Below are 25,518 nucleotides of genomic sequence, written 5' to 3'. Positions count from 1 at the left end.
TTGTAAAACCTTGTTGCAATTTCTAAAAATGCCGTTTTAAATGTGAAGCTATTAAACGGGTTATCTCTTTTAGAATAAATGAGCTGCGGATACATAATCTCGCCAAAAATCATGGAACTTATATGATGTTTAAGAAACAGGTATTGTGTGCCCTCACTGCACTCTGTACAACCTCTCTTTTTGCTGCGATTCCTATCGAATCACGTGGACTCAGCCAAGGTGCTCAATCAAATAATATCAGCTCTCAATCTGCCATTGCTACAGGTGCAGATGCACCTCAGACCAATACCAGTTGGCAGCTCATGCAAAAAAACCAGCAGCTTGAAAATGATCTACGCAGTTTACGTGGAAAAATCGAAGAACAAGAAAATGAGATCGAGAGATTAAAAAGCGAATTAACCAACCGCTATGCCGATCTGGATCAACGTCTTGAACTGTTGCAGCAAAAAATTGAACCTGCTGAAGATACTCCCGCGGAGGATAACCAACAGGATATTTCTCCCAGTTTAAGCTCTAATGCTCCAGTAGCGACTAATCAGGCATCCACAACGCAACAGTCGAGTGAGCAGGAAAAAGCGGCTTATACTATTGCACTGGATGCCTATAAAAATGGTGGTGCAGCTAAAGCCATTGCGCCCATGCAGAATTTCATCAAGAATAACCCAAATAGCGTCTATATCAGCAATGCTCACTTCTGGTTAGCCGAATTCAACCTGTCCATTGATCCACCGAATTTTAATGAAGCAAAGAAGAATTATCTGATTGTGGTTGACCGCTATCCGAATTCTGCAAAAGCCTCTACTGCCGTTTATCAGCTTTATAATATTAGTAAGGATGTAGAAAAGAATGCTACTCTTGCTTCGCAATATAAAGCGAAACTACTCAAGAACTATCCGAAAGCTGAAGAAGTTAAATTTCTTAAGTAAAATATAAAGCCTCAAAATAAAAAAGACACCATGCAGGTGTCTTTTTTAATTCCAACTTCACTTCTATAACTTAACGCACAATGCCACGCTTTGATTGTTCAAGTGAATCAATCAGACGTTGGGCTTCAGAAACTTCTGGAAGAATCTCGTTACGGATTTTCTCAATAGCTTCCTGAGTCGTTAAGCCAGATTTATAAATCAGCTTAAAGGATTCACGTAAACCATTAATCACGTCTTTTGACCAGCCTTTACGACGCATGCCTTCAATATTCATGGCAAATGCATGGGCCGGGTTACCCGATACCATCACATAGGCAGGAACATCTTTCAGAATCAGTGAAGCACCACCAATCATGCTGTAAGAGTCAATTTTACAGAACTGGTGAATACCTGAGTTACCACCAATCACGACATAATCGCCTACGTGTACGTGACCCGCCACACCGACATTATTTGCAAAAATGTTATGATCACCAACCATACAGTCATGTGCAATATGCGTATTTACCATTAACAGGTTATGACTGCCAATCTTGGTAATACCTTTGTCCTGAACCGTACCACGGTGCAGACTGCAGTGTTCACGAATCTTATTATAATCACCAATTTCCAGCCAGGTTTCCTCACCTGCATATTTCAGATCTTGGCAGACTTCACCAACACTGGCGAACTGAAAAATTTCATTATGTTCACCAATACGTGTGAAACCACCTACCACGACATGTGAATGCAGTTTGGTACCAGCACCAATCGTGACATTTGGCCCAATAATACAATAAGGGCCAATCTGTACATCTGCAGCAATTACTGCAGATGCGTCAATGATGGCAGTTGGATGAATTAGGGGATTATTGCTCATGCCTGCTCGACTTTCAGATGGGAAACCATAATTTCCGCGGTTGTTGCGACAATGCCATCTACTGTGGCAATACAATTATATTTATAAATGCCACGTTTTTGCATCACTAATTCAGATTTAAGTACTAATTGGTCGCCAGCAACCACTTGTTTTTTAAATCGAACCTTTTCAGCGCCAGCAAAAAGGAATAATGAACCTTCTTTTGGAGTTTCATTATTCATGACAAAACCAAGGATACCTGAGATCTGTGCTAATGCCTCGACAATCAATACGCCTGGCATGATTGGATAGTTCGGAAAATGGCCTTGCAGAAACTCTTCATTAATTGAGACGTTTTTATAACCAACAATGCCATTTTCGGTAATATCGACAACGCGATCTACCAGCAGAAATGGATAGCGATGGGGCAAATATTCACGAATCTTTTGAATATTCATTGGCAATTCAGGCTTCGTGAATGTAGGCAAATTCGACTCTGTCATCATAATTATTTACGCAACTTAAATGTTGATTCAATGGACTCAATTTGAGATTGCATATGATCCAATCGTTTTACCAACTGGGTCAATGGCACATCTGCTAATTGTCTTAAGCGAACCACTGTGCGTTTCCATTGCTGATTTGGCAACAATCCCATGCCTGAAGAATAAGTACCTTCTTCAGTAATGTTATTTGTCACCATTGACATTCCTGTCAAGGTCACATTATCGGTGATATGTAGGTGTCCTGCTACCCCACAGGCCCCCGCGAGAATACAGTTTTTGCCAATCGTGGTACTACCGGCAATCCCGCATTTGGCTGCAATCGCAGTATTTTCACCAATCTTGACGTTATGGGCGATTTGCACAAGATTATCAATAATGACACCTTGTTCCAGAATTGTGTCATCCAGTGCACCCCGGTCAATACTACAGTTTGAGCCGATCCGGACATCATCTGCAATACGGACTGAACCCAACTGGGCAATCCGATGCCATTTACCTTGATAAGGTGCGAAACCAAAACCTTCACTACCAATCACGGTATTGGCATGGATACGAACACGATTACCAATTTTTGTAGCACCTGTTAAAGTCACATGTGCATCAATAAAACAGTCCCGACCAATTTCAACCTGGTCGTCAATCTGAACGTGTGACTGGATAATGGTATTTTCACCCACCACACAATTCTCACCAATGACGGCATAATGGCCAATATAGGCGCTGTCAGCAATGATGGCAGATGGATGAATTTGTGCGGTACTTTCAATTCCCTGAGTCGTATGCTTTTTCTCAAAAACGTGAGTCAGAATTGCAAAAGCCAGATAAGGATTGGCAACGACAATGAAGTTCTGCTGGGAAATTAGCTGCTCTTTTAATTCAGCAGTCACAATTAAAGCACCTGCCTTACTCTGAGCTGCCTGTTCCAGATATTTATCTGCATTGACAAATGCAAGGTCATGAGAGGTTGCATTTTCAAGACTTGCTAAACCTCTCAAACATAAATCCGCCTGACCTACATACTCACCTTGGACAAGACGAGCGAGGTCAGCTAACTGAAGTTTTTGATGATTCATCGATTATTTAATTGCATTAACCTTTTGAATCATTTTATCAGTTAAATCATACTTCGCGTCATAAGCAAGTACGGAATTTTTATTTAAAACCACATCTAGCTTGTTTTCTTGGCGCAATTGTTCAGCAGCACGCTTCAAATTCCCTTCAAAAGCCTTATTTACACTTTGCATGCGCGTTTGTACAGTTGCCTGTACCTGTTGCTGTACACCTGCCAGTTGAGTCGCTTTCCCTTCAAATTCTTTAGCTATTTTTTCACGTTCTGCCTGTGTTTTTGCAGTCTGGCCTTTTTGCTTGATTGCAGCAAGGTCTTTTCGAAACTGTGCAATCTGGGCAGTTTGCGGCTTGATTTCATTTTCCAGAGTGGCATTTTGCTGCTTTAAATAAGTACTGTTTTGTACTACTTTTTCCAGATCAACGATCCCATAATCATCCGCATGTGACAATGAAGTTAAACCCGCTAAAGCAATACCCATTGCCATCATCATTTTTTTCATGTTTTTACCCATTCAAAAAATTTTGCTCACAAAACCTGATGGTTTCATGAGCAAAATTTGTATTTAAGATCAAAGTCTTCTTAGAAAGTACGTCCAATTTCGAACTGAACATTTTGAGTTTCATCACCGTCTTTATCATTCAACGGGTATGCATAGCTCAGTGATAATGGACCAATCATGGTAATCCAGGTGAAACCAGCACCTACGCTATAACGCATATTGCCTGCATCGAAACCAAAGTTATCTTTACAGTACTGTTTACCACTCACCGAGCTGCCATTCACGAAAATATTATCATTAGATACATCACACTGAGTATCAAATACTTGAGCACCTTCAGCAAAGAGTACCGGACGAACCTGACGCGCCCAATCTCCCTTAAATGGAACAGGCAGAACCAACTCAGTACCAAACTGAACTAAAGCATTACCGCCCACTTCTTCTGGGGATGGATCAGTCCGGCCGATGTCAGAGAAATATACGCCTGGATATTTAGGACCTAAGGTACTGTTTTCATAACCACGTACTGAACCATAACCACCGGCATAGAAGTTCTTATAGAAAGGCAAGTCATTACCATAGCCCAACTTACCATATCCACGCAGAACAAAATCTTTGCCTAATGGGAAGAAAGCCTGAGCGTCATAAGTGAGCTTTTGATATTCCACATCGCTACCTGGCAAAGCAATTTCTGCATTGACACGATGTGACATACCTGTGGTCGGGAACATTGGACGGTTCAAAGTATTATAAGACCAACCCAGATTCAGGTTATAGGTCAAGAAATCACCCTTAAACTCTTGACCATATGAAATAGTATCAAGTGGAGCACCATTTGCATCTACACAGTTGCCTGTTGCAGATTCAACCTGACCTGGACAGAAGTCACCACGCTTGGTTTCTTTACCACCATTACGTTCCAAATAGTCAGCCACATATGTAGATACATATGGCCCTGTGGTCACTTCAGTCTGGTCTATATTCAGACCCAGGCTTATACTCTGGTTCTCATCAATTGGATAACCAAAGTTGATACCACCACCCAAGCTGTCTGTAACATAGTTGTTTACGTTATAGTCATCATCCAGCTTGGTTTTACGGTAGTACATATTATAGCCGCGACGTACACCATCAATCGTGAAGTACGGGTCCATTACACTCAAGTTATAATAATCTTGAGTTTCAGAACGTGACAGATCAATCGAAACGCTGTTCCCTGTACCCAGGAAGTTAGTCTGACTTAATCCAGCCTGGAACGTTACACCACCGCTTTGCGAGAAACCAACAGCTAGAGTACTTGTACCTGAATGCTGCTCTTCAACTGCCACATTCAAATCAATTTGATCTGGTGATCCTGGAATACGAACAGGTTTGATATCAACTGTTTTGAAGAAACCAGTACGTTCTAAACGTACTTTAGACAGATCAATCTTCTCATTGCTTGCCAGTGCACTTTCCATCTGGCGCATTTCACGACGCAATACCTCATCGGCAGTTTTAGAATTACCTGTGAAATTGATCCGACGTACAGTCACTTGTTGACCTGGATTAATATAGTAGTTCAGATCAACCTGTTTAGTTTCATTATTGATTTGAGGTACAACATTTACTTCAGCATAATAATAGCCAGCATTACCATATTTACGTAACAATAACTGTTTAACCGCATTCACTCGTTCCTGAGAGTAGGTGTCGCCTTCTTTATACAACTGCAAAGCTTGTAGCTCTTCAGGTTTATAAAGCGCATCACCCAGGAATTTGGTTTGTCCAAACTTAAACTGTTCGCCTTCATTGACTGAAACTTCAATAAAGACATTCTTTTTATCTTCACTCAGGTTCAGACTTGAATTGGTAATATTGAAGTTGATGTAACCACGGTTCAGATACATCGCACGTAAGGCTTCCAGGCTCGCAGCCATTTTTTCACGTGCATAACGGTCATTACGCGAGATGACCGAGCTCCAGCCACTTTCTTTAACAGCGAATGCCTGTTTGATATCTGATTCTTTAAAGACAGTATTGCCTATAATATTGATATCAAAAACTTTAGCGGCTTTACCTTCAACAAAATCGATCAGCACTTCAACGCGGTTGTTTGGTCGCGGTGTCGTTGTTACCGTAATATCGGCATCATAACGACCTTGCTGCATATATTGCTGTTCCAGCTCGGTTTCGACTGTTTGCAGTGCAGATTTCTTCAGTACCTCACCTTCAGCCAGACCCATTTTTTTCAGGCCTTCTTCCAGCGCTTCCTTCGGAATCAGCTTATTGCCTTTCAGCTCGATTTTTGAAATTACCGGACGTTCTACCACCTGGAATACCAAGGTATTGCCCTGCTGAACGGCTTTAATGTCATCAAATAGTCCAGATGCATACAAGCTACGAATCGCATTGGCAATGATCGGATCATTCACCCGGTCACCACTGTTGATTGGCACCAAGCCGTACACATTTTCTGGAGTTAAACGTACCAATCCATCAAATTTTATATCTTGTACAATGAAGTCTTCTGCCGCATATACTTGTTGTGCTACTGCCATTGCACTAACGAGTGCCAAAGGCATAAATAAATGTGTGTGCTGCATGCCAGTCTTTTCCGCTGTTAATTATTCCATTTACGTTATTATAAACGCATAAAGTCATTAAATAATGCCAAAAGCATCATACTGCCGAGCAGTACCATACCAATTTTTAATCCAACCAATTGTATTTGTTCAGAAACAGGTTTACCACGAATTAATTCGATAAAATAATAAACCAGATGTCCGCCATCAAGCATTGGGATTGGCAATAAGTTTAATATCCCTAAACTTACACTCATTAGCGCCATAAAGGAAATAAAAGTTTTCCAACCCATTTCCGCGCTTTGTCCCGCCACTTTGGCAATGGTAATCGGGCCAGAAAGATTATCCAGACCAATCAGACCACGTACCATTTTGACGATCGAGTTCAAAATCATTGAAGACAGATGTGCTGTCTTGTCAAAGGCCATCACCATCGCCTCAACAGGCGTATAGTGAATCGTCTGTTTATATTCAGCAGGAATTGTCACCTTGCCCGGATCACTTTGAACTCCGAGCATACCGGTTACATTCCCCATATTGTCACGTTTGCCTTGCGGCATGACTTGAAGATGTACCACCTGGTTACCACGCAATACATCTATCTTAAGTAATTTTTCTGGTGATGCCTGTACAACCTGTACCACATCGAACCAGTCTTTCATCTGTACACCATCAATGGCCAGAATCTTATCGCCTTCTTTAAGACCCTGACGAATGGCTGCACCATCTTCACTCAGTTTGCTCACCACAGCCGGAATTTCCGGACGATATGGCAAGAAACCTAGTGTATCAAGAGGTGACTGACTTTGATCTTTAAGAAAGTCTTGAATTGGTAACTGGAATATCTTGTTTTCACCCGCACGGTCTGCCTGAATCGAGACCACACCAGTTTCACCCACACGATCCACCAAGGCATAACTCAGTTTTTCCCAAGTTTCGACTTGCGCACCATCTACAGCGACAATCTTGTCACCCGGCTGCATCTGTACTGCGGCTGCCGGTGTGTTTGGTAAGACCTTGCCTACGCGAGTATTAAGCTGTTCTTGTGCAGGTAAAAAAAGCACCCAAAACAGGACAACGGCTAAAAGCAGGTTAATGAGAGGACCCGCAGCAACGATGGCAATACGTTTCCAGGGATGCTGACGGTTAAAGGCTTTAGGCAAGTCTTCTTCTGCCACACTGCCTTCACGCTCGTCTAGCATTTTGACATAGCCACCCAAAGGCAAAGCTGAAAGCTGATATTGGATACCGGATTTTTTAGAAGTCCATTTTAGGAGGGTTGGCCCAAAACCAATGGAATAGACCAGTACTTTAACGCCCAGTTTACGTGCCACAATGTAGTGACCAAACTCGTGAATCGCAATTAAGGGACCGAGTAATAGGATTGCGGCTGCAATAATAAACAAGGCGTTCATGTCTTAACTTCCTTTATTCACAACATATTGCTGTGATAAACCTCGTGCTGTGTGATCTGCATGCAGAATAGTATCCAGATCATGTGCTGGTTGATTGTCCATCTGATTCAGGACAGTTTCAACCACCTGAGGAATTTGGGTAAATCTGATTTGCTGATTTAAAAATGCAGCAACTGCAATTTCATTGGCCGCATTCAAAATTGTAGGCGCAATTCCACCACTCTTCATGGCTTGACGTGCTAATTTCAGTGCCGGAAAACGCACCACATCCGGTTCCTGGAAATTCAGCTGTGAATGCTTAAACAAATCCAGAGCCGGGATATGGGTACTGATCCGTTGTGGCCATGCCAAAGCATGTGCAATTGGCGTGCCCATATCCGGGTTACCCATTTGTGCCAATGTCGACCCGTCCACATATTGCACCATGGAATGAATAATACTCTGTGGATGGACAACAACTGTAACAAATTGTTCTTGAACTGCAAACAAATGACACGCTTCGATAAGTTCCAGCCCTTTATTCATTAAAGTAGCTGAATCTACAGAAATCTTTTGCCCCATTGACCAGTTTGGATGTTTGCAGGCTTGAGCAGGCGTCACATCATGCAATTGCTCAAGAGAATGATTCAGGAATGGACCGCCAGAAGCAGTCAGTAAAATCTGATGAACACCGAGCTTAGGTTGACCATTACGTTCGGCATCAAAGTAGTTTTGAGGCAGGCACTGGAAAATCGCATTATGTTCAGAGTCGACTGGCAATAATAATGCACCATAATCTCGCGCAGCTTGCATCATGATGTCGCCGGACATGACCAAGGCTTCTTTATTGGCCAATAGGACACGCTTACCCGCTTTGACTGCAGCCAATGTAGGAAGCAGGCCCGCCGCCCCGACAATTGCTGCCATCACGATATCAACATCCGCATACTCTGCGACTGAAATTAAGCCTGCTTCGTCCTGAAGAATTTCGATATCTGATAAGCCCTGTACTTGTAGCAGCTGAGAAAGCTCATCAACTTTATTTGCAGGCACTACAGCCACTTTAGGACGGTACTGCTGACAGATTTCTGCCAGCTCAGTAATACGACTTTGCGCTGTCACAGCGAAAACCGAGTAAGCTTCAGGATGTTGCTGCAAAATTTTTAAAGTACTTTGACCAATTGAACCTGTAGCACCCAGTATACAAACAGCTTGTGACATTTATAAATCTACGCCAATAAGTTTTAAAACATATATGCCTGTTGCAAAGATAGGAGCTGCAGCAAGCAAAGAATCAATACGATCTAGTACACCACCATGACCCGGCAAAATACGGCCCGAATCCTTGATTCCAGCACGACGCTTGATCATGGATTCAAACAGGTCACCTAGCACTGAACTAAATACGGTAATAACAGAAAGAATCAGGAACAGACATAGCTCTGGCCAGGTCATATCCAGATAAAGTGAAGCGACGGCAACCACGATGAGCATGGAGGTAAGAATACCACCGTATAGACCTTCTACCGACTTGTTTGGGCTGACATTTGGTGCGAGTTTTTTCTTGCCGAATTTGCGTCCAACAAAGTAAGCGCCACTGTCTGCACCCCAAACCAGCAGGAACAGGTACATTAACCACCATGGGGAGTTTAACCAAACCGAGAAGATTGCCGTAACAGCAGCAGAAACCAGTACAATCCCGATGCCATGCAAGCTGACATTGTACCAGCCATCATAATCAGGATAGGTTTTAACCCAGTAGATACTCAGCAACCAGGTCAGAATAGATGCCGACCACAATAATAAGGCCACATCCCAATAGTATAAAGCCAGTGCAGATAGGGCTGCAGTCAGTAGACCATAGCCCCACGCCACTGGCTTGATAACATTTTTACATTTTCGCGGCATGAGTTTAAACCACTCATAGCCTGCCACCCCGGCAGCCACAACCATCAATGCGAACATTGGATATTGTGATTTGGTCGCAAACATACAGCTCAGTACGACTGCAACCAGCACCAATGCGGTTATAATCCGCTCAAACATGTGTATTAATTCTCAAGTCTTTCTTGAAGAATCTGCTCTGATGTTTTACCAAAACGACGTTCGCGCCCACCAAATACAGCAAGTGCATCATCGAATTCCTCTACGGTAAATTCTGGCCATAAGGTCTCAGTAAAATACAGCTCTGCATATGCTGCCTGCCAGAGCAGGAAATTGGACAGGCGGAAATCTCCACCGGTACGAATCAGCAGATCAACAGGCGGCAAGTCACTCAAACTGACATATTGACCGAACACATCAGTATCAATTGCTTCAAGATCTAATTTATTTATTAAAACATCCGCAGCAATCTGCTTCGCAGCTTGTGCCATGTCCCACATTCCACCATAGCTGATTGCAATGGTAAGCGTCATACTATCGAAATTAGCAGTCCTTTGTTCTGCTTGCAACATCAATGCTTGCAATTCAGGAGATAAACGCGACCGATCACCAATAAAACGTAAAGCAATATTAAATTTTTGCATACGTGGTAACTGTTCATGAATCGTGTCTTCCAACAACTTCATGAGCAAGTCGACCTCATATTGGGGACGGTTCCAGTTTTCGCTAGAGAATGCAAAGACCGTTAAAGCCTGGATATTTCTTTTTCTACAATGTTCAACAATCGGGTCTAGAACCGTTTTTCCTTCACGGTGTCCATCGCCTTTCTGCATCTGATTTTTTTTGGCAAAACGATTGTTGCCATCCATGATGATGGCAACATGTTTTGGAAGACGGGAATTTTCTTCAGAAGCGGTCATTGATGAATTAAACCTTCATCAATTCAGCTTCTTTCGCAGCCAAGCGCTTGTCAACTTCAGCAACAAATTTGTCTGTGATTTTCTGAATTTCGTCAGATGCACGACGTTCATCATCTTCAGAAATTTCTTTTTCTTTCAACAATGCTTTGATGTCACCCAATACATCACGACGGATGTTACGAATCGCGACTTTGGCATTTTCAGCTTCGTTTCGTGCAACTTTCTGCATGTCACGACGGGTTTCTTCAGTCAACGCTGCCATTGGTACACGGATCGCGTCAGCAGTAATCGGGTTCAAACCAAGATCAGACTCACGGATCGCCTTATCAATCGCAGCAACCATTGAACGTTCAAATGGTTGAACCAGCAATGTACGTGAATCTTCCACGCCTACGTTTGCAACCTGATTCAATGGCACATCAGAGCCGTAGTAAGGAACCATGACGCCGTTCAAAATTGATGGATGCGCACGTCCGGTACGAACTTTTGCGAAACCATGTTCTAACGAGTCAAGAGACTTGTTCATACGCTCTTCTGCGTCTTTTTTAAGATCGTTAATCATATGATCTTCCTTACTTAATTCTTAAAAGATGTATTTACTAAATTAGGAGGTAGTATAAAGGGCTTTGTAGCTCACGTCATTAATTGGTGACGTGAGTTCCTTCTTTTTCACCCATCACCACTGAAAGCAATGCGCCAGATTTGTTCATGTCAAATACTTGAAGTGGCACATTGTGGTCACGACATAAGCAGATCGCAGTTAAATCCATGACGCCCAACTTCTCGTCCAGCACCTGATCAAATGTCAAGGTATCGTATTTCACGGCATCTTCGTATTTGCTTGGATCTTTGTTGTAAACGCCATCAACCTTAGTAGCTTTCAGGATCAGGTCAGATTCAATCTCGATACCACGCAAACAAGCTGCTGTATCCGTAGTAAAGAACGGATTACCTGTACCCGCAACAAATACGCACACTTCACCTTGAGTCAGATGACGAATCGCATCACGGCTAGAATAAGATTCAACCACTGCACCAATCGGTAATGCAGACATCAAACGGGTTTTGATATTACGGCGTACCAAAGCATCACGTAATGCCAGACCGTTCATGACAGTCGCCAACATACCCATCTGGTCACCGGTTACACGACCAACAAGACCGTCTTTTTGCAACTGGCTACCACGGTACAGGTTACCGCCGCCCACCACGATACCGACTTGTACACCCAAACCCACGAGATGCGCAATAGAAAGTGACATCTGATCGAGCACTTGTGCATCGATACCCATGTCCTTGTTTCCTGCCAGTGCTTCACCAGATAGCTTTAGCAGGATGCGACCAAATCGTGGCTTTTTAGAATCCAACATCATCAAACTCCAAATTATTTAATCTAAATTCTTTTAATTCAAAATCTTAAGCAGACTTGATTGAGATCAGTTTGGCAAATAAATCATATTCATCTGCATCAGTGATTTCGACTTCAAGCAAATCCCCTGCCTTAATCACACTTTTGTCGATATCTTCAACAAAAACATTACCATCAATTTCAGGCGCATCCGCATATGAGCGCGCTACAGCAACCGGGAATTCTTCTTCCAGGTCATCGACTAGCACCGTCATTTTCTGGCCAATACGTTTTTGTAGCTTCGCTGCTGAAATTTCCTGCTGAACCTGCATGAAACGTTCATAACGCTCCTGCTTGATCTCTTCCGGCACATGGTCTGGAAGATCATTCGCCGTCGCACCTTCAACTGGTGAGTAAGTAAAACAGCCCACGCGATCCAGTTGTGCTTCTTTCAGCCAGTCCAGAAGCATCTGGAAATCTTCTTCAGTTTCGCCCGGGAAACCCACCACAAATGTAGAACGGATGACTAGGTCAGGACATTTCTCACGCCAAACTTTTAAACGCTCCAGTGTATTTTCACTGTGAGCAGGTCGTTTCATCAGCTTCAGGATTCTTGGGCTAGCATGCTGGAATGGAATATCCAGATAAGGCAGGATTTTGCCTTGAGCCATCAAATCAATCACGGCATCTACGTGTGGATATGGATAGACATAGTGCAGACGCACCCAGATGCCCAATTGACCCAATGCTTCACACATGTCATAGAATTTGGTTTTAACTGGCTGGCCGTTCCAGAAATCCAGTTTGTATTTGGTGTCGACGCCATAAGCAGAAGTATCTTGGGAGATCACGAGTACTTCTTTGACACCTGAACGTTTCAGTGCTGCAGCTTCTTCAAGCACAGAACCGACTGGACGAGATACCAGATCACCACGCATACTTGGAATGATGCAGAAGGTACAACGATGGTTACAGCCTTCCGAAATTTTCAGGTATGCATAATGTTTAGGGGTTAAACGGATACCCTGCTCAGGCACCAGATCAATAAATGGATTGTGTTTTGGCGGTTCAGGGACATATTCATGTACCGCATCCATCACTTCTTCATATGCTGCTGCACCCGTCACCTTCAGGACATTCGGGTGCATTTGGCGAATTTTATCTTCGTCTTTTCCTAGACAACCTGTTACGATGACACGACCATTCGCGCTCATCGCTTCACCGATGGCATCTAAAGACTCTTGTACTGCAGATTCAATAAAACCACAGGTATTTACTACTACTAAATCAGCACCGTCATAATCCGATGCGACATCATAACCTTCAGTCTTTAACTGAGTTAAAATTCGTTCAGAATCTACCAATGCCTTAGGACAACCTAAAGATACAAAACCGACTTTGGGGGACTTCATGAATCTGCGCTCCACTAGAATGCGCGTATTGTATGTCTTTTCGCATCATAAAAATAGTTGAAATGGCCACTCTTTGCATCACGCACTAAAATAACGCCATAAAATATTCAATATAAAAGCTAATGCACCAAAATGAATCATTTTAGGTTTACAGCCTCAATTTAATCCGTTATACCTGAGTTTGATTGGGCATCCCCGTCAGATTTCGTGCATTTTTCAGCAAAATTTTAACAAGAGTTCTAAAGTTGGCGTGCATCTTGCTTAATTTGCCTCAAATCTGAACTTTGAAATTGTTATTTTGCTTTATGAAGATGCCATTGCGCCATTTTAATACAGGAAAACCACCGCTAATGGATCAGCCTCATTCCATCGATTATCGCCTTTTGGTGGACAACCTGACCACTGCCATTATGCTGGTTGATAGTCACCTGAATATTTATTACTTAAATACGGCCTGCGAGGCTATGTTTGATGTCAGCCTGTTACGCGCATCAGGCACGCCCGTGTTAAATATTCTGCAAGCGCCAACAGATGAATTCAATACTGAAGAATCTCTATATAACACGTTGCATACTGGCCAACCTTACACTCGCCGTGAGGCGACGATCATCGTCAACTTTAAAGACATTCATGTGGACTATACGGTTTCCCTGCTCAATGCGGGCAAGCCAAATCATCCTTTATTGCTGATCGAGCTGAATCAGCGTGACCGTATGCTGAAAATCTCACGTGAAGAAAACTATATTCAACAGCACCAGGTCGCGCGTCAGTTGATTCGTGGCGTGGCACATGAGATCAAGAATCCACTCGGTGGCATCCGCGGTGCAACACAGCTTCTGGCACGTAGCCTTGAAGATCCAAAATATAAAGAGTTCACTGACATTATTATTAGTGAAGTGGATCGCCTGAGAAATCTGGCAGATAGCATGCTCGGTTCACGCCAGTTACCAAGCTATGAAATGGTCAATGTGCATGAACCCTTAGAACGCGTCCGCTCACTGATTGTAAATCAGACTAAAAAGAAAATTAAAATCACCCGGGACTATGACCTGTCCCTGCCGGAAGTTTTGGCAGACCGCGATCAGCTCATTCAGGTTATGCTAAATATCTGTGTCAATGCCGTTCAGGCGATGACAGAAAATAAAGACTTCTTTATCGAGCATCAACCGGAACTTATTTTAAGAACCCGGATTCAGCGTCTTTATACCATTAGTGGTGTAATTCACCGATCTGTGGTTCGAATTGACATTGAAGATAATGGTCCGGGTGTTCCAGACGATATTATCGAAGCCGTGTTCTACCCGCTTGTGACCAGCCGTGCCAAAGGAACCGGACTAGGTCTTAGCATTGCTCAAAATATTATGCATCAACATAACGGAATGATTGAATGCCAGTCAGTTCCAGGAAAAACCGTATTTAGCTTATTTTTACCTTGGGAGTCAGATCATGTCGCGAAATAAAATATGGGTGATTGATGACGATCGTGCCATGCGTTGGGTACTAGAAAAAACATTCAAAGAAGAAGGTTTCGACGTCACCAGTTTTGAAGAAGCCCAGTCAGCACTTGATCAATTGGGTGTCGATGCACCTGATGTGATCCTGACCGATATCCGTATGCCGGGTATTGATGGTTTGACCTTTTTAGGCAAGGTCAAGAATACCAATCCTGATCTGCCGGTTATTATTATGACGGCGCATTCAGATCTGGAATCAGCGGTATCCAGTTATCAAACGGGTGCTTTTGAATACCTGCCAAAACCATTTGATATTGATGAAGCGTTGGCACTGGTCAATCGTGCGATTTTACATATCACCAAATTACAGCAGCAAGAATCTGCCAAATCTGCACCAACGATTCAGTCAACTGAGATCATTGGTGAATCGCCAGCAATGCAGGAAGTCTTCCGTGCCATTGGTCGTTTGTCTCAGTCCCATATTACCGTGCTGATTAATGGTGAATCCGGCACAGGTAAAGAACTGGTCGCGCATGCGCTACACCGCCATTCACCTCGTAGCAATAAACCGTTTATTGCGCTGAACATGGCCGCGATTCCGAAAGACCTGATTGAGACTGAATTGTTTGGTCATGAAAAAGGCGCTTTTACCGGTGCCAATACTCAACGTCAAGGCCGTTTTGAACAGGCCAACGGCGGTACGCTGTTCCTGGATGAAATTGGCGACATGCCTTTTGAAACACAAACGCGTTTGTTACGTGTCCTAGCTGATGGTGAATTCTATCGCGTTGGTGGTCACATTCCAGTTAAAGTTGATGTACGTATTGTGGCAGCAACGCATCAGGATCTGGAAAAGCTGGTACATGATGGTCGCTTCCGTGAAGACTTATATCACCGTCTAAACGTGATTCGTATTCATATTCCTAAACTGGCGCATCGCTCTGAAGATATTCCGATGCTGGCACAGCACTTCCTGGCGCGTGCAGGTAAAGAACTGGGTGTAAATCCTAAAATCTTGCGTCCTGAAACTCAGGAATATATGCAAAAGCTGCCTTGGCAAGGGAACGTGCGTCAGCTTGAAAATACCTGTCGCTGGCTAACTGTGATGATCACAGGCCGTGAAGTTTATCCAGAAGATCTACCACCTGAATTAAAGCAAATTCCAATTCAGCAGCAGGATCCGGGCACTCCAATTCCCAACCTGAATCAAATTGCACCGCATCACTGGGATGAATTATTAGGTCAATGGGCGATCCAGAAACTGAAAAACGGCGAAATGAAGCTATTAGATGTGGCCACACCAATGTTTGAACGCACTCTGATCAATGCTGCCCTACAACAAACCCGTGGTCGTAAGCGTCATGCAGCCGAACTATTAGGTTGGGGACGTAATACACTCACTCGTAAGCTGAAAGAACTCGGTATGGACAGTGCGGATGACGATGAAGTAGAAGAAGTCGAAGGCCAGGCCTGAAATTAAAAAAGCACCCAAGGGTGCTTTTTTATTGCTTATATATAGTAATGAGATTCTTACACTGTTAAACCGATATAACGCGAATAACCTGCTGCACCCAAATCAGATTTTAAAATCAGATAATTCGGATAAGTACTTGTGGTGATTTCTTCGAACATGTTGACGATGTCATCATTGGCATGCAGCTCATCCACTGTCTTTCGCATAGTTTGCTCAAATTCATCGGTAATGTATTCAAAGCCGATATCCATGGCAATAAATAAGGTATGTTCGCACGGTTGCACGTATTGTTCTTTCTGCCAGTCAATAATGTCTTGATGACAATGTGGGCAGGCAATGTTATCGGTGGCTTGAATATCGAGTTCTACAAGTTGGTAAGGCATCTTAAAATATTCATCAACATAATATGATTATTTTATCCATATTTCTTATTATATATCCTAAAAGCATACTATTTTTTTTAATTTTCTTGATATAAACCCCTTAACATAAATATAATTTTTTAATCAATGAAAAAATTACCTCATAAAGTAACTCGAATTTGCTGGAATTCAAATCATTGGATTGCCCCTTCGGGAAATATTGGAAAATCAAAAGATACCAACTCATTCGAAAGCATATACGGTTTTGGCTTCGAAGAATGGAATTTTGACTTCTCCAAAATTATCGATGGCTATATTTATGGCTATATTCCAGCCGCCTCAGCAGGTCGTATATCTAGCGCGACAGAGCCAACGTTCTCTCTTTCTCTCTACTGTATTGAAAATCAAAAAAAATATAATCAAAGATGGTGGCTAGGCACAATCAATCAAGTTGAGCTTGTAGACACTTTAAAATCACAAGAAATTTATGCCATTTATGAAAAAAATGGATGGCTTAAACAAAGATTTGACCAACTAAAAATATTAGGGATCGACTATACTCAATTATTAGATACGTATCCTGAAAATTTTTTTAACATACGCTACAAATTAAAAGATCTTAATCTTTTGGATACCCCTTTAAGCTTTCATCACAAAAATCCAGCCGTTACCTCAAATTATTATAATTTATTAAACTTCACCAAATTTCCTACAGAGACCAAAGATACTATAGTGGAATTGAGTACTGTTGCTCAAAAGGAATACGTTAATAGAAATTCTTACACAATAGAAGCAGCTACTTTCCAAAAAATGCATTCCATAGTGCATAATTTATTAATTAAAAATTTAGAATTAGAGTTCAAAGAGTTAAAAATATATTCTGAATATCATTTGGATAACAATACTCGTGCAGACATTGCAATTCTTGATAAATCAAACAACTTTATACTCTATGAAATCAAAATTGCACGAAATTTACGAGATGCTCTAAGACAATCTATAGGACAACTACTAGAATACTCTTTTACTTTACAACATCAGAATGTTAAAGAAATGAATATCGTATCTATATTTGATATCGATGATCCCCTCCACATTAATGAAAAAGAATTTCTAGAATCATTAAGACAAAATTTTAAAATTCCAATTTCATATCTTTATGTAGACATAAGAAATACTTAAAATAAAAAACCCGCATCTCTGCGGGTTTTTTACTTCAAAATCTTATGCAGATTTTTTCGCTTGAGCATTCTTACGGATGGTGATCATCACCAATTGAACCGCTGCTGGTGTTACACCTGGAATGCGGCTTGCCTGAGCAAGTGTTTCAGGACAAATGTCTTTCAGCTTCAAGGTAATTTCACGAGAAAGACCAGAAACAACATCGTAATTAAAATCAGCAGGAATACGAGTTTCTTCCAGACGTTTCATTTGCGCAACCTCTTGATGCTGACGGTTGATATAACCTTCGTATTTCACTGCAATCTCAATCTGATCACCCACTTGTGGTGAAACTTCAGAACCAGTCAATTCAGCAATTTGAGCAAAGGTAATGTTTGGACGTTTCAGCAAATCAATCGCAGAACATTCTTTAGAAAGATCCGCACCTGTCATCTCAACGAATTTTTTACCCATTGGGTTGTTTGGTGCAGCCCAAAGATGTTGCAAACGACCTGTTTCTTTCTCTACAGCTTCCATTTTTTCACAGTAAGCTGCCCAACGTTCGTCATCAACTAAGCCCATTTCACGGCCGATTGGTGTTAAACGTTGATCCGCATTGTCTTCACGTAGCATCAAACGGTATTCCGCACGAGACGTGAACATACGGTACGGTTCTTTAGTACCTAAAGTGATCAAGTCATCAACCAGTACGCCCATGTATGCTTCATCACGTTTTGGTGTCCATTGCTCCTGATCCCAAGCGCGACGTGCTGCGTTCAAGCCTGCAAGCAGCCCCTGTGCACCCGCTTCTTCATAACCTGTCGTACCGTTGATCTGACCAGCAAAGTACAGGTTATTGATCGCTTTGGTTTCCAAAGTGAATTTCAACGCTTGCGGGTTAAAGTAATCGTATTCAATCGCATAACCCGGACGAAGAATATGTGCATTTTCCATACCACGGATTGAGCGTACCAGTTCAAACTGCACGTCAAATGGTAAAGACGTTGAAATACCGTTTGGATAAAGCTCATGTGTATCCAGGCCTTCAGGCTCAAGGAATACTTGGTGTGAGTCTTTATCCGCGAATTTATGAATTTTATCTTCAATCGATGGGCAGTAACGTGGACCTACACCCTCAATCACACCAGTGTACATTGGTGAACGGTCTAAACCGCCGCGAATGATCTCATGAGTACGTTCATTGGTATGTGTAATATAGCAATTCACCTGTTCAGGGTGCATAGACACATCACCCATAAATGACATGGTCGGAGATGGGAAATCACCCGGCTGTGGAGTCATTACAGAGAAATCAACTGAACGCGCATCAATACGTGGTGGCGTACCCGTTTTTAAACGACCCACAGGTAAATTTAATTCACGTAAACGGTGCGCCAGAGAGATTGACGGCGGATCACCAGCACGACCACCTGAAGCATTGTTTAAACCGATGTGAATCACACCGCCTAAGAATGTACCCGCAGTCAGCACCACAGTTTTCGCATCAAAGCGAATACCCATTTGGGTCACGACACCTTTCACGGTATCGCCTTCAACAATCAGGTCATCTGCTGCTTGCTGGAAGATATCTAGGTTCGCTTGATTTTCTAAAGTCTCACGAATTGCCGCTTTATAACGTACACGGTCAGCCTGCGCACGAGTTGCACGAACTGCTGCACCTTTGCGTGAATTCAGAATACGGAATTGAATACCACCTTTATCGGCAGCCAGTGCCATCGCACCGCCCAAGGCATCAATTTCACGCACTAAATGTGATTTACCGATCCCGCCAATGGCCGGGTTACAGCTCATCTGCCCTAAAGTCTCAATGTTATGAGTTAAGAGTAATGTCTGTCGACCCATACGTGCTGCAGCCAGTGCTGCTTCCGTACCTGCGTGACCGCCACCGATAACAATGACATCGTATACTTTAGGATAGTGCATAGTGGTAAATAGAGAGATAGAAAAAGGATAGCTGAACATTATAGCAAACTTCCTTCCAAAGTTGACAAAATCACTTGAATTTATCCTTCGGAATTTACCCTGCCAGCCAATAAAGCAATGTAATTAAACTTTGCAGACTTACTATATAAATTAAACATCTAAACTCAAAAAGTTACCCGACTCATATTGTTTAATATTGATTAGTTTTTAATCTATAAAGTGGTCACATTACAAACAAAGGTATACATGATGAATAAGAATATTTTCCTAGCAACAGCGCTCTGCGGTCTATGTTTCGCTCCATTTGCAGCCTCAGCAAATGATAAAGTCGAGAAGGTTTATAATGCCCAAAAATACCAGCAAGTTTGTAAAGGTAAATCAGAGGGTGCTCCTGTAAGTTTTGCTTACCGCGGTATTATCTGGAATGGTACCTGTCAGCAACAGTTCTTCCCTTCATCATCAACCAATATCAAAGGCGATGAACCCGAACTTTATACATCTTGTAGTTCAGGCGGCGAAACTTCTGCAACCATTAATGGCACTCAGATCAATGGTAAATGTGCATTAGGCTTTACCCCTCCACGTCCACAGTCACAAATGCAGTCTCAGCCACGGATGTAACAAGATATGCAGTCTCAACCGCAAATGCAAACTCAGCCTCAAACCCCATCTCACTCAGGGATGTAAATCACTATATAGCTGATTAAATATATTTTTAATCATAAACTTAACGGGTAAAATGCATAAATTTTACCCGTTTTTATATTGCTTATTTATTCATCTACGCTAAACTCAAAACATACCTAAAAAATGAATAATAAAAAGGAAACTTCATGGATTCGGGGTTTTTTAGCTTGTTTTTGCCGATTACTTTGGCAATAACAATGATGGGGTTAGGGCTACAGTTAACAATCAAGGATTTTCTACATGTTAGCCGTTATCCTAAGGTGATTTTTATTGTCTTATTCTCACAACTGGTAATTTTAACCGGTTTAACCTTTTTAATCTGTCTGGTACTTGATCTGCCGCCATTGCTTGCTGTAGGCATGATGCTGCTGGCTGCCTCTCCAGGAGGAGCTACTGCCAATCTGCTAAGTTATCTTTATAAAGGTGATGTTGCGCTTAATATCACGTTAACCGGCATCAATACGATTATTTCTATTTTTACCTTACCTTTTATTATGAACCTGTCCCTGTACTATTTTATAGGACAGGATACCGGCATCGGCTTACCGCTTGAAAAAATGGCTCAGGTTTTTCTGATTACGATTATTCCGGTTGTGATCGGCATGCTGATGCGGGCAAAATTTCCAAAGCTTTCAGATATTGTACATATGCCAATGCGGCTGCTATCTATCGCTTTTTTAAGCATGCTCTTGATCTATGCCATTTTCCAAGAGCGCTTTAACATCATCGAATATTTTGCCAGCATTGGGATTGTTACCTCTATATTATGTTTTTCCAGCCTGTTTCTCGGTTATTGCCTGCCTTTATTAATGGATATTCCAGACAAGATGGCACGTGCCTGTACCTTTGAAGTCGGCATTCATAACACAACTGTTTCAATGACAATTGCGATTTCTGCCCTGAATAATGTCACCATTGCCATCCCTGCGGGTATTTATTCAATTGTCATGTACGTTTTTGCTGGGATTTTTGGTTTTATGATCAGCCAGCAGAAACTCAGCTATAGTACCAAGAGTCGTTTATCAGATTTGTAACTTTCTAAGTCAATTGCCTGCTTAAGCTGTATGCTTTTTTATAGAAAATGTAAAACTATAGGACTTACGCATTGACGGATTCAAAAAAGTATTAAAATACTTTATAAAGTATCTGTGATTAGACGAATTAAACATGCTTCTACAGCAACTTGTACATTACCCATTTATATGGGCTTTCTCATGACAGAACCGAACTCTATTAGCTGCACACAACTTGCCGAGACTTATAATATCTCGCATGATAGTGTAAATCGCTTTCTAGAGCGTGAAGACTACACACCTCACGACCTATATCAAGAATCAATTCAACATATTGATAATAATAAACTTATAGTCAGTATTGATGATACTGTTTTAGATAAACCATATAGTCAACATATGGACTTGGTTAGCTATTTTTGGTCAGGCAAACACCACCGATCCGTCAAGGGTATTAATCTCATTACCTTGTATGCGACAGATCAAAATGGTCAAAATATTCCAATTAATTTCCGAATTTATGACAAATCTGAAAGTAAAACCAAGAATGATTACTTTATGGATATGTTAAGTGAAGTACTCAGTTGGGGTGCAAAGATTCAATTTATTACAGGTGATAGTTGGTATTCATCGACTGGAAATCTAAAAACCATAAGAAAATATGGTATTCGATTTATGTTTGGTATCGACTGTAACCGTAAGGTTTCCCCAGAAAAAGGACAATGGTTTCAACTGCGTTTATTGCCAGATTTCCATCAGGGTCAAGTGGTCTGGCTCAAAGATTTTGGCTTTGTACAATTATTTAAGACTCAGTTAAAAGAACAGCAGAGGTTTTATATTGTGCATCAAGATGAAGATGATTTATTGTCCTTTGAGGGTTTTCATGAATTACATTCAAGTCATTGGAAAATAGAGCAATATCACCGGGTGATTAAACAGGTTTGTCATATTGAAAAGTTTCAAGTAAGACGATCTAAACTGATTTTGAATCATATTTTTTCAGCCTTGATGGCCTACGTTGAGATACAAAAGAACCAGTTTGAGCGGATCTTTGAAAATGTATATCGTTGGCAGAAGAAATTATTTAGACCAGTTATCAAAAACTTCATTGATGACTTTATTCTCGATAAAAATCATCTGCTACCACAGAGAATCTATAAATAATAGTGCGTAAGTCCTAAACTATTAAAATAAATTTCTATAAGGAGCATGCAGATGGACTCTGACATCATAACAATATTCCTCCCCCTCGCACTCGCCATCATCATGGTGGGATTAGGACTCGAACTCACACTCAAAGATTTTGCGCGGGTAAGTCAGCACCCTAAAGCAGTGCTGGTTGCCTTGTTTTGTCAATTAATTCTGCTGGTAAGCATTGCTTTCATTCTATGTAAAGTTCTGGCTTTACCACCTTTACTCGCTGTTGGTCTGATGTTGCTGGCCGCATCGCCAGGTGGTAGCACCGCAAATCTGTTCAGCTATCTATTTAAAGGTGATTTGGCGCTTAATATTACCTTGACTGCGATCAATTCGGTGGTTGCTGCATTTACATTACCTTTAATCATGAATTTCTCGATCATGCATTTTATGCAGGACAGTCAGCAGATCAGCTTGCAGTTCGGAAAGATCCTGCAAGTGTTTGGTATCATTATTATACCAGTCGCGATTGGTATGTTGATTCGTCATTATGCCCCAGCACTCACTGTAAAGCTGAATAAGCCTCTTCGCATTTTTGCAGTCCTCTTTCTGGTGCTGATTATTGCAGGAGCAATTTATAGTGAACGCGCCAATATTGCCGAATATCTGACTCAGGTGGGTTTAGCAACCGCCCTGTTCTGTCTCTTCAGCTTAATGATTGGCTATTTTGTTCCACGCCTGATGAATATCAATTCCGCTCAGGCACGTGCCAGTGCCTTCGAGATCGGTATTCATAACAGCACACTCGCCATGACTATTGCACTTACTGTCATGTCCAGCACTGTGGTTGCCATGCCTGCTGCGGTCTATTCCATCTTCATGTATATCTTCGCGGCTATTTTTGGATTATTACTGAATCGCTTTGCTCCAGTAGCTGCACGCCCTACCATCTCTCCCACTCAAGAAAATGCGTTTTAACCGGTTTTCATAAAAAGGGTGCGTAAGCATCCTTTTTATTTGACTCCGTCTCAAGAAGATCACACCTTCAAGCTGAACTTCCGTTACAATAGCTTTTTGAAAAAATGTATAAAGGTTATTTCTGTGAAGTGGTTACAAATTCATATTACAGTTGATCAAGCTCAGGTAGATTTTACTGAAACATTACTTAGCTCACTGGGCGCCGTAAGTGTCACTCTGGATGATGCTGAAAACCAGGATTTACTGGAACCACTTCCAGGTGAAACACCGCTCTGGAATAAAGTGATCGTGACTGGCATCTATGCTCAAGAAGATGACGAAGAAGAAATCGATGTAGCTGCTTTGAAAACCTTTATTCGCGCACAACTACCTGAAGCACCGATCCGCCATGAATTCCTGGAAGATCAAGCTTGGGAACGCACCTGGATGGATGCCTACGAGCCAATCCAGATTTCTGAAAAATTCTGGATTGTTCCAGAATGGATGGAAGCGCCTGAAGCAGATGCAGTGAATATCAAGCTTGATCCAGGTTTAGCTTTTGGTACAGGTAACCATGCATCTACTTTCCTTTGCCTGCAATGGTTGGGTAAAACTGATGTAAAAGACAAGATCGTGATCGATTATGGCTGTGGTTCAGGTATTCTGGCTGTCGCTGCATTGTTACTCGGTGCCAAATATGCGTATGCAACTGATATTGACCCACAAGCTGTTTTGGCCACCAAACAGAATGCTGAACTGAATGGTGTATTGGATCGACTTTATGTTGGTTTACCAGAGGAGTTCAATGCAGAGCTTGGCGAGCAGAAAGCAGATGTATTTGTTGCTAATATTCTGGCTGGCCCACTCATGATGCTTGAGCCTGAGTTCGCAGAATTGGTCAAACCTGAGGCAGAGTTCGCACTCGCAGGTGTTATTGAAGAGCAAGTTGCTGATGTTACTAGCATTTACTCAAAACATTTTGATATATTAGAAGTAGAAAAACGCGATGAACACTGGTGCCGTATTTCGGGGAAACGCCATAAGAATTAAAGAGTCTATAAAACATTTATGAGTGACAAGCGAACCCACTGCCCGACCTGCTCTACAACCTATAAAGTTACGGTTGCGCAATTAACCATTGCCCAAGGCATGGTTTGCTGCCCAAAATGTAGTACGACCTTTAATGCTTTATCGCATCTGGTGACCGAAGCACAGAATTCGGTCGCCCTTACCCATACGCCAAGTCATGTTTCTTATATTAATAGAAGCCTCGCCGAATCTACTTGTTCAGCCAATTCTTCAGATCAGCACTATTTACTCAACATCTTTGATGAAAAAGTTGAAAACTCAAATATTGATCTGAAAACATATCTGAACAACCTGAATTATTTCAGTACCGAACCGATTGCAATCCTCCCTAGCATGAACTGGGATGATCAGGCTGATAAACAGCACAATAAAGGCCCGCTTTATTATTTAGGCTGGACCAGCCTAAACCTGTTCTTATTTGGCTTACTTTTATTTCAATTCTTCTGGTTTAATCCACACTATATTAAGAATAGTCATGTGATGAGTGTGGCTTTTAACAATATCTGTGAAGTGTTCAACTGTTCCAATCTCGAAGAACATTACAATCTGATCAATACCAATAAGGTCAAAGCCAAAGCAATTGCTACAGATAAAACCCAGTTTAGCGGTGAACTGATCAATTTCCATAAGCGTAGTCTGGAAATGCCAAATTTGAGAGTCCACCTTAAAGATCAGGGTGTGGTCTTGGCGACTTATAATTTAAAACCTCAGGAATACCTGATCGAAAGCTTGGTCAAGATTCAACGTATTCCCCAAAACAGCCCATTTAAATTTGAATTTGTGCTTCCTGTCGACCGTAAAGACTTCGATAATTACAGTTTGGAAATAATTCGACCTTAATATTGATAAAAACTATTAAAAAACGAAAAAAAAGTTAAAA

Annotated in this window: 24 protein-coding genes; 10 read left to right on the top strand and 14 right to left on the bottom strand. The window is 41.8% G+C overall.

The features are described 5' to 3' along the window. Positions 1-122 precede the first annotated feature (122 nt). Complete coding sequence (locus FOC32_RS11120; protein ID WP_005235301.1) at positions 123-926, top strand: YbgF trimerization domain-containing protein; 804 nt, start codon at positions 123-125, stop codon at positions 924-926. 70 nt (positions 927-996) lie between these two features. Here FOC32_RS11120 and lpxA read toward each other — a convergent pair whose 3' ends face one another. The 12 genes from lpxA to rimO all read right to left on the bottom strand — a co-directional run bounded on the left by lpxA (position 997) and on the right by rimO (position 13,360). Next, positions 997-1,785 (bottom strand): acyl-ACP--UDP-N-acetylglucosamine O-acyltransferase, encoded by a 789-nt coding sequence (lpxA, locus tag FOC32_RS11115; protein WP_005235299.1) that lies wholly within the window; start codon positions 1,783-1,785, stop codon positions 997-999. Then, complete coding sequence (fabZ, locus tag FOC32_RS11110) at positions 1,782-2,267, bottom strand: 3-hydroxyacyl-ACP dehydratase FabZ (protein ID WP_171064833.1); 486 nt, start codon at positions 2,265-2,267, stop codon at positions 1,782-1,784. The genes lpxA and fabZ overlap by 4 nt, the downstream gene beginning before the upstream one ends. Positions 2,268-2,272: 5 nt before the next feature. Beyond that, a complete protein-coding gene (gene lpxD, locus FOC32_RS11105) occupies positions 2,273-3,343 on the bottom strand; it encodes a UDP-3-O-(3-hydroxymyristoyl)glucosamine N-acyltransferase (protein WP_005235295.1) in 1,071 nt (356 codons plus the stop codon). Between the two features lie 3 nt (positions 3,344-3,346). Next, the gene (locus FOC32_RS11100; RefSeq protein ID WP_217706275.1) at positions 3,347-3,838 is read right to left on the bottom strand and encodes an OmpH family outer membrane protein; all 492 of its coding nucleotides are present in this window, start codon (positions 3,836-3,838) and stop codon (positions 3,347-3,349) included. Between the two features lie 80 nt (positions 3,839-3,918). Then, complete coding sequence (gene bamA, locus FOC32_RS11095) at positions 3,919-6,378, bottom strand: outer membrane protein assembly factor BamA (RefSeq protein WP_414632201.1); 2,460 nt, start codon at positions 6,376-6,378, stop codon at positions 3,919-3,921. Between the two features lie 83 nt (positions 6,379-6,461). After that, positions 6,462-7,817, bottom strand: a complete 1,356-nt coding sequence (gene rseP / locus FOC32_RS11090; RefSeq protein WP_005235289.1) for an RIP metalloprotease RseP — start codon at positions 7,815-7,817, stop codon at positions 6,462-6,464. Between the two features lie 3 nt (positions 7,818-7,820). Next, the gene (gene ispC, locus FOC32_RS11085; RefSeq protein ID WP_005235287.1) at positions 7,821-9,017 is read right to left on the bottom strand and encodes a 1-deoxy-D-xylulose-5-phosphate reductoisomerase; all 1,197 of its coding nucleotides are present in this window, start codon (positions 9,015-9,017) and stop codon (positions 7,821-7,823) included. Beyond that, positions 9,018-9,842, bottom strand: a complete 825-nt coding sequence (locus FOC32_RS11080; RefSeq protein ID WP_004786167.1) for a phosphatidate cytidylyltransferase — start codon at positions 9,840-9,842, stop codon at positions 9,018-9,020. A 5-nt stretch (positions 9,843-9,847) separates the two neighbouring features. Beyond that, the gene (uppS, locus tag FOC32_RS11075; protein ID WP_005235285.1) at positions 9,848-10,600 is read right to left on the bottom strand and encodes a polyprenyl diphosphate synthase; all 753 of its coding nucleotides are present in this window, start codon (positions 10,598-10,600) and stop codon (positions 9,848-9,850) included. Between the two features lie 7 nt (positions 10,601-10,607). Continuing rightward, positions 10,608-11,162, bottom strand: a complete 555-nt coding sequence (frr, locus tag FOC32_RS11070; RefSeq protein WP_005235283.1) for a ribosome recycling factor — start codon at positions 11,160-11,162, stop codon at positions 10,608-10,610. 79 nt (positions 11,163-11,241) lie between these two features. Then, entirely contained in the window at positions 11,242-11,970 is a 729-nt protein-coding gene (pyrH, locus tag FOC32_RS11065; RefSeq protein WP_004786170.1) for a UMP kinase, read from the bottom strand. A 46-nt stretch (positions 11,971-12,016) separates the two neighbouring features. Next, positions 12,017-13,360, bottom strand: a complete 1,344-nt coding sequence (rimO, locus tag FOC32_RS11060; RefSeq protein WP_004786172.1) for a 30S ribosomal protein S12 methylthiotransferase RimO — start codon at positions 13,358-13,360, stop codon at positions 12,017-12,019. A gap of 350 nt (positions 13,361-13,710) precedes the next feature. Here rimO and glnL point away from each other — a divergent pair, with 350 nt between their 5' ends. Together glnL and glnG are read left to right on the top strand one after the other, a co-directional pair. Continuing rightward, positions 13,711-14,820, top strand: a complete 1,110-nt coding sequence (glnL, locus tag FOC32_RS11055) for a nitrogen regulation protein NR(II) (protein ID WP_166136571.1) — start codon at positions 13,711-13,713, stop codon at positions 14,818-14,820. Then, positions 14,807-16,288 carry a nitrogen regulation protein NR(I) gene (gene glnG, locus FOC32_RS11050; protein ID WP_175967439.1) on the top strand — a complete coding sequence of 494 codons (1,482 nt, stop codon included), beginning with the start codon at positions 14,807-14,809 and terminating at the stop codon, positions 16,286-16,288. The genes glnL and glnG overlap by 14 nt, the downstream gene beginning before the upstream one ends. A gap of 56 nt (positions 16,289-16,344) precedes the next feature. Here glnG and FOC32_RS11045 read toward each other — a convergent pair whose 3' ends face one another. Next, positions 16,345-16,671: a hypothetical protein gene (locus FOC32_RS11045; RefSeq protein ID WP_175967437.1), complete on the bottom strand. Its 327-nt coding sequence runs from the start codon at positions 16,669-16,671 to the stop codon at positions 16,345-16,347. A 126-nt stretch (positions 16,672-16,797) separates the two neighbouring features. Here FOC32_RS11045 and FOC32_RS11040 point away from each other — a divergent pair, with 126 nt between their 5' ends. Then, positions 16,798-17,832, top strand: a complete 1,035-nt coding sequence (locus FOC32_RS11040) for a hypothetical protein (protein ID WP_175967435.1) — start codon at positions 16,798-16,800, stop codon at positions 17,830-17,832. Between the two features lie 42 nt (positions 17,833-17,874). Here the strand turns inward: FOC32_RS11040 and mnmG are convergent, their stop codons facing one another. Then, entirely contained in the window at positions 17,875-19,755 is a 1,881-nt protein-coding gene (gene mnmG / locus FOC32_RS11035) for a tRNA uridine-5-carboxymethylaminomethyl(34) synthesis enzyme MnmG (protein ID WP_175968209.1), read from the bottom strand. 249 nt (positions 19,756-20,004) lie between these two features. On the opposite strand from mnmG, the gene FOC32_RS11030 reads away from it, so the two are divergent. The 6 genes from FOC32_RS11030 to FOC32_RS11005 all read left to right on the top strand — a co-directional run bounded on the left by FOC32_RS11030 (position 20,005) and on the right by FOC32_RS11005 (position 25,478). Continuing rightward, complete coding sequence (locus FOC32_RS11030) at positions 20,005-20,376, top strand: hypothetical protein (RefSeq protein ID WP_175967433.1); 372 nt, start codon at positions 20,005-20,007, stop codon at positions 20,374-20,376. 212 nt (positions 20,377-20,588) lie between these two features. Further along, positions 20,589-21,476: a bile acid:sodium symporter family protein gene (locus tag FOC32_RS11025; protein ID WP_175967432.1), complete on the top strand. Its 888-nt coding sequence runs from the start codon at positions 20,589-20,591 to the stop codon at positions 21,474-21,476. 114 nt (positions 21,477-21,590) lie between these two features. Beyond that, complete coding sequence (locus FOC32_RS11020; RefSeq protein ID WP_079255106.1) at positions 21,591-22,619, top strand: transposase; 1,029 nt, start codon at positions 21,591-21,593, stop codon at positions 22,617-22,619. Between the two features lie 51 nt (positions 22,620-22,670). Beyond that, positions 22,671-23,570 carry a bile acid:sodium symporter family protein gene (locus FOC32_RS11015; protein WP_175967430.1) on the top strand — a complete coding sequence of 300 codons (900 nt, stop codon included), beginning with the start codon at positions 22,671-22,673 and terminating at the stop codon, positions 23,568-23,570. Between the two features lie 123 nt (positions 23,571-23,693). Further along, positions 23,694-24,599 carry a 50S ribosomal protein L11 methyltransferase gene (gene prmA / locus FOC32_RS11010; RefSeq protein WP_175967428.1) on the top strand — a complete coding sequence of 302 codons (906 nt, stop codon included), beginning with the start codon at positions 23,694-23,696 and terminating at the stop codon, positions 24,597-24,599. Positions 24,600-24,617: 18 nt separating this feature from the next. Further along, a complete protein-coding gene (locus FOC32_RS11005; protein WP_005235262.1) occupies positions 24,618-25,478 on the top strand; it encodes a DUF3426 domain-containing protein in 861 nt (286 codons plus the stop codon). The last annotated feature ends 40 nt before the right edge of the window (positions 25,479-25,518 follow it).

Origin of the sequence: Acinetobacter sp. FDAARGOS_724, from assembly GCF_013364475.1 — a bacterium.
Taxonomy (GTDB): Bacteria; Pseudomonadota; Gammaproteobacteria; order Pseudomonadales; family Moraxellaceae; genus Acinetobacter; species Acinetobacter variabilis.
This window is presented reverse-complemented; position numbering and strand designations above follow the sequence as displayed.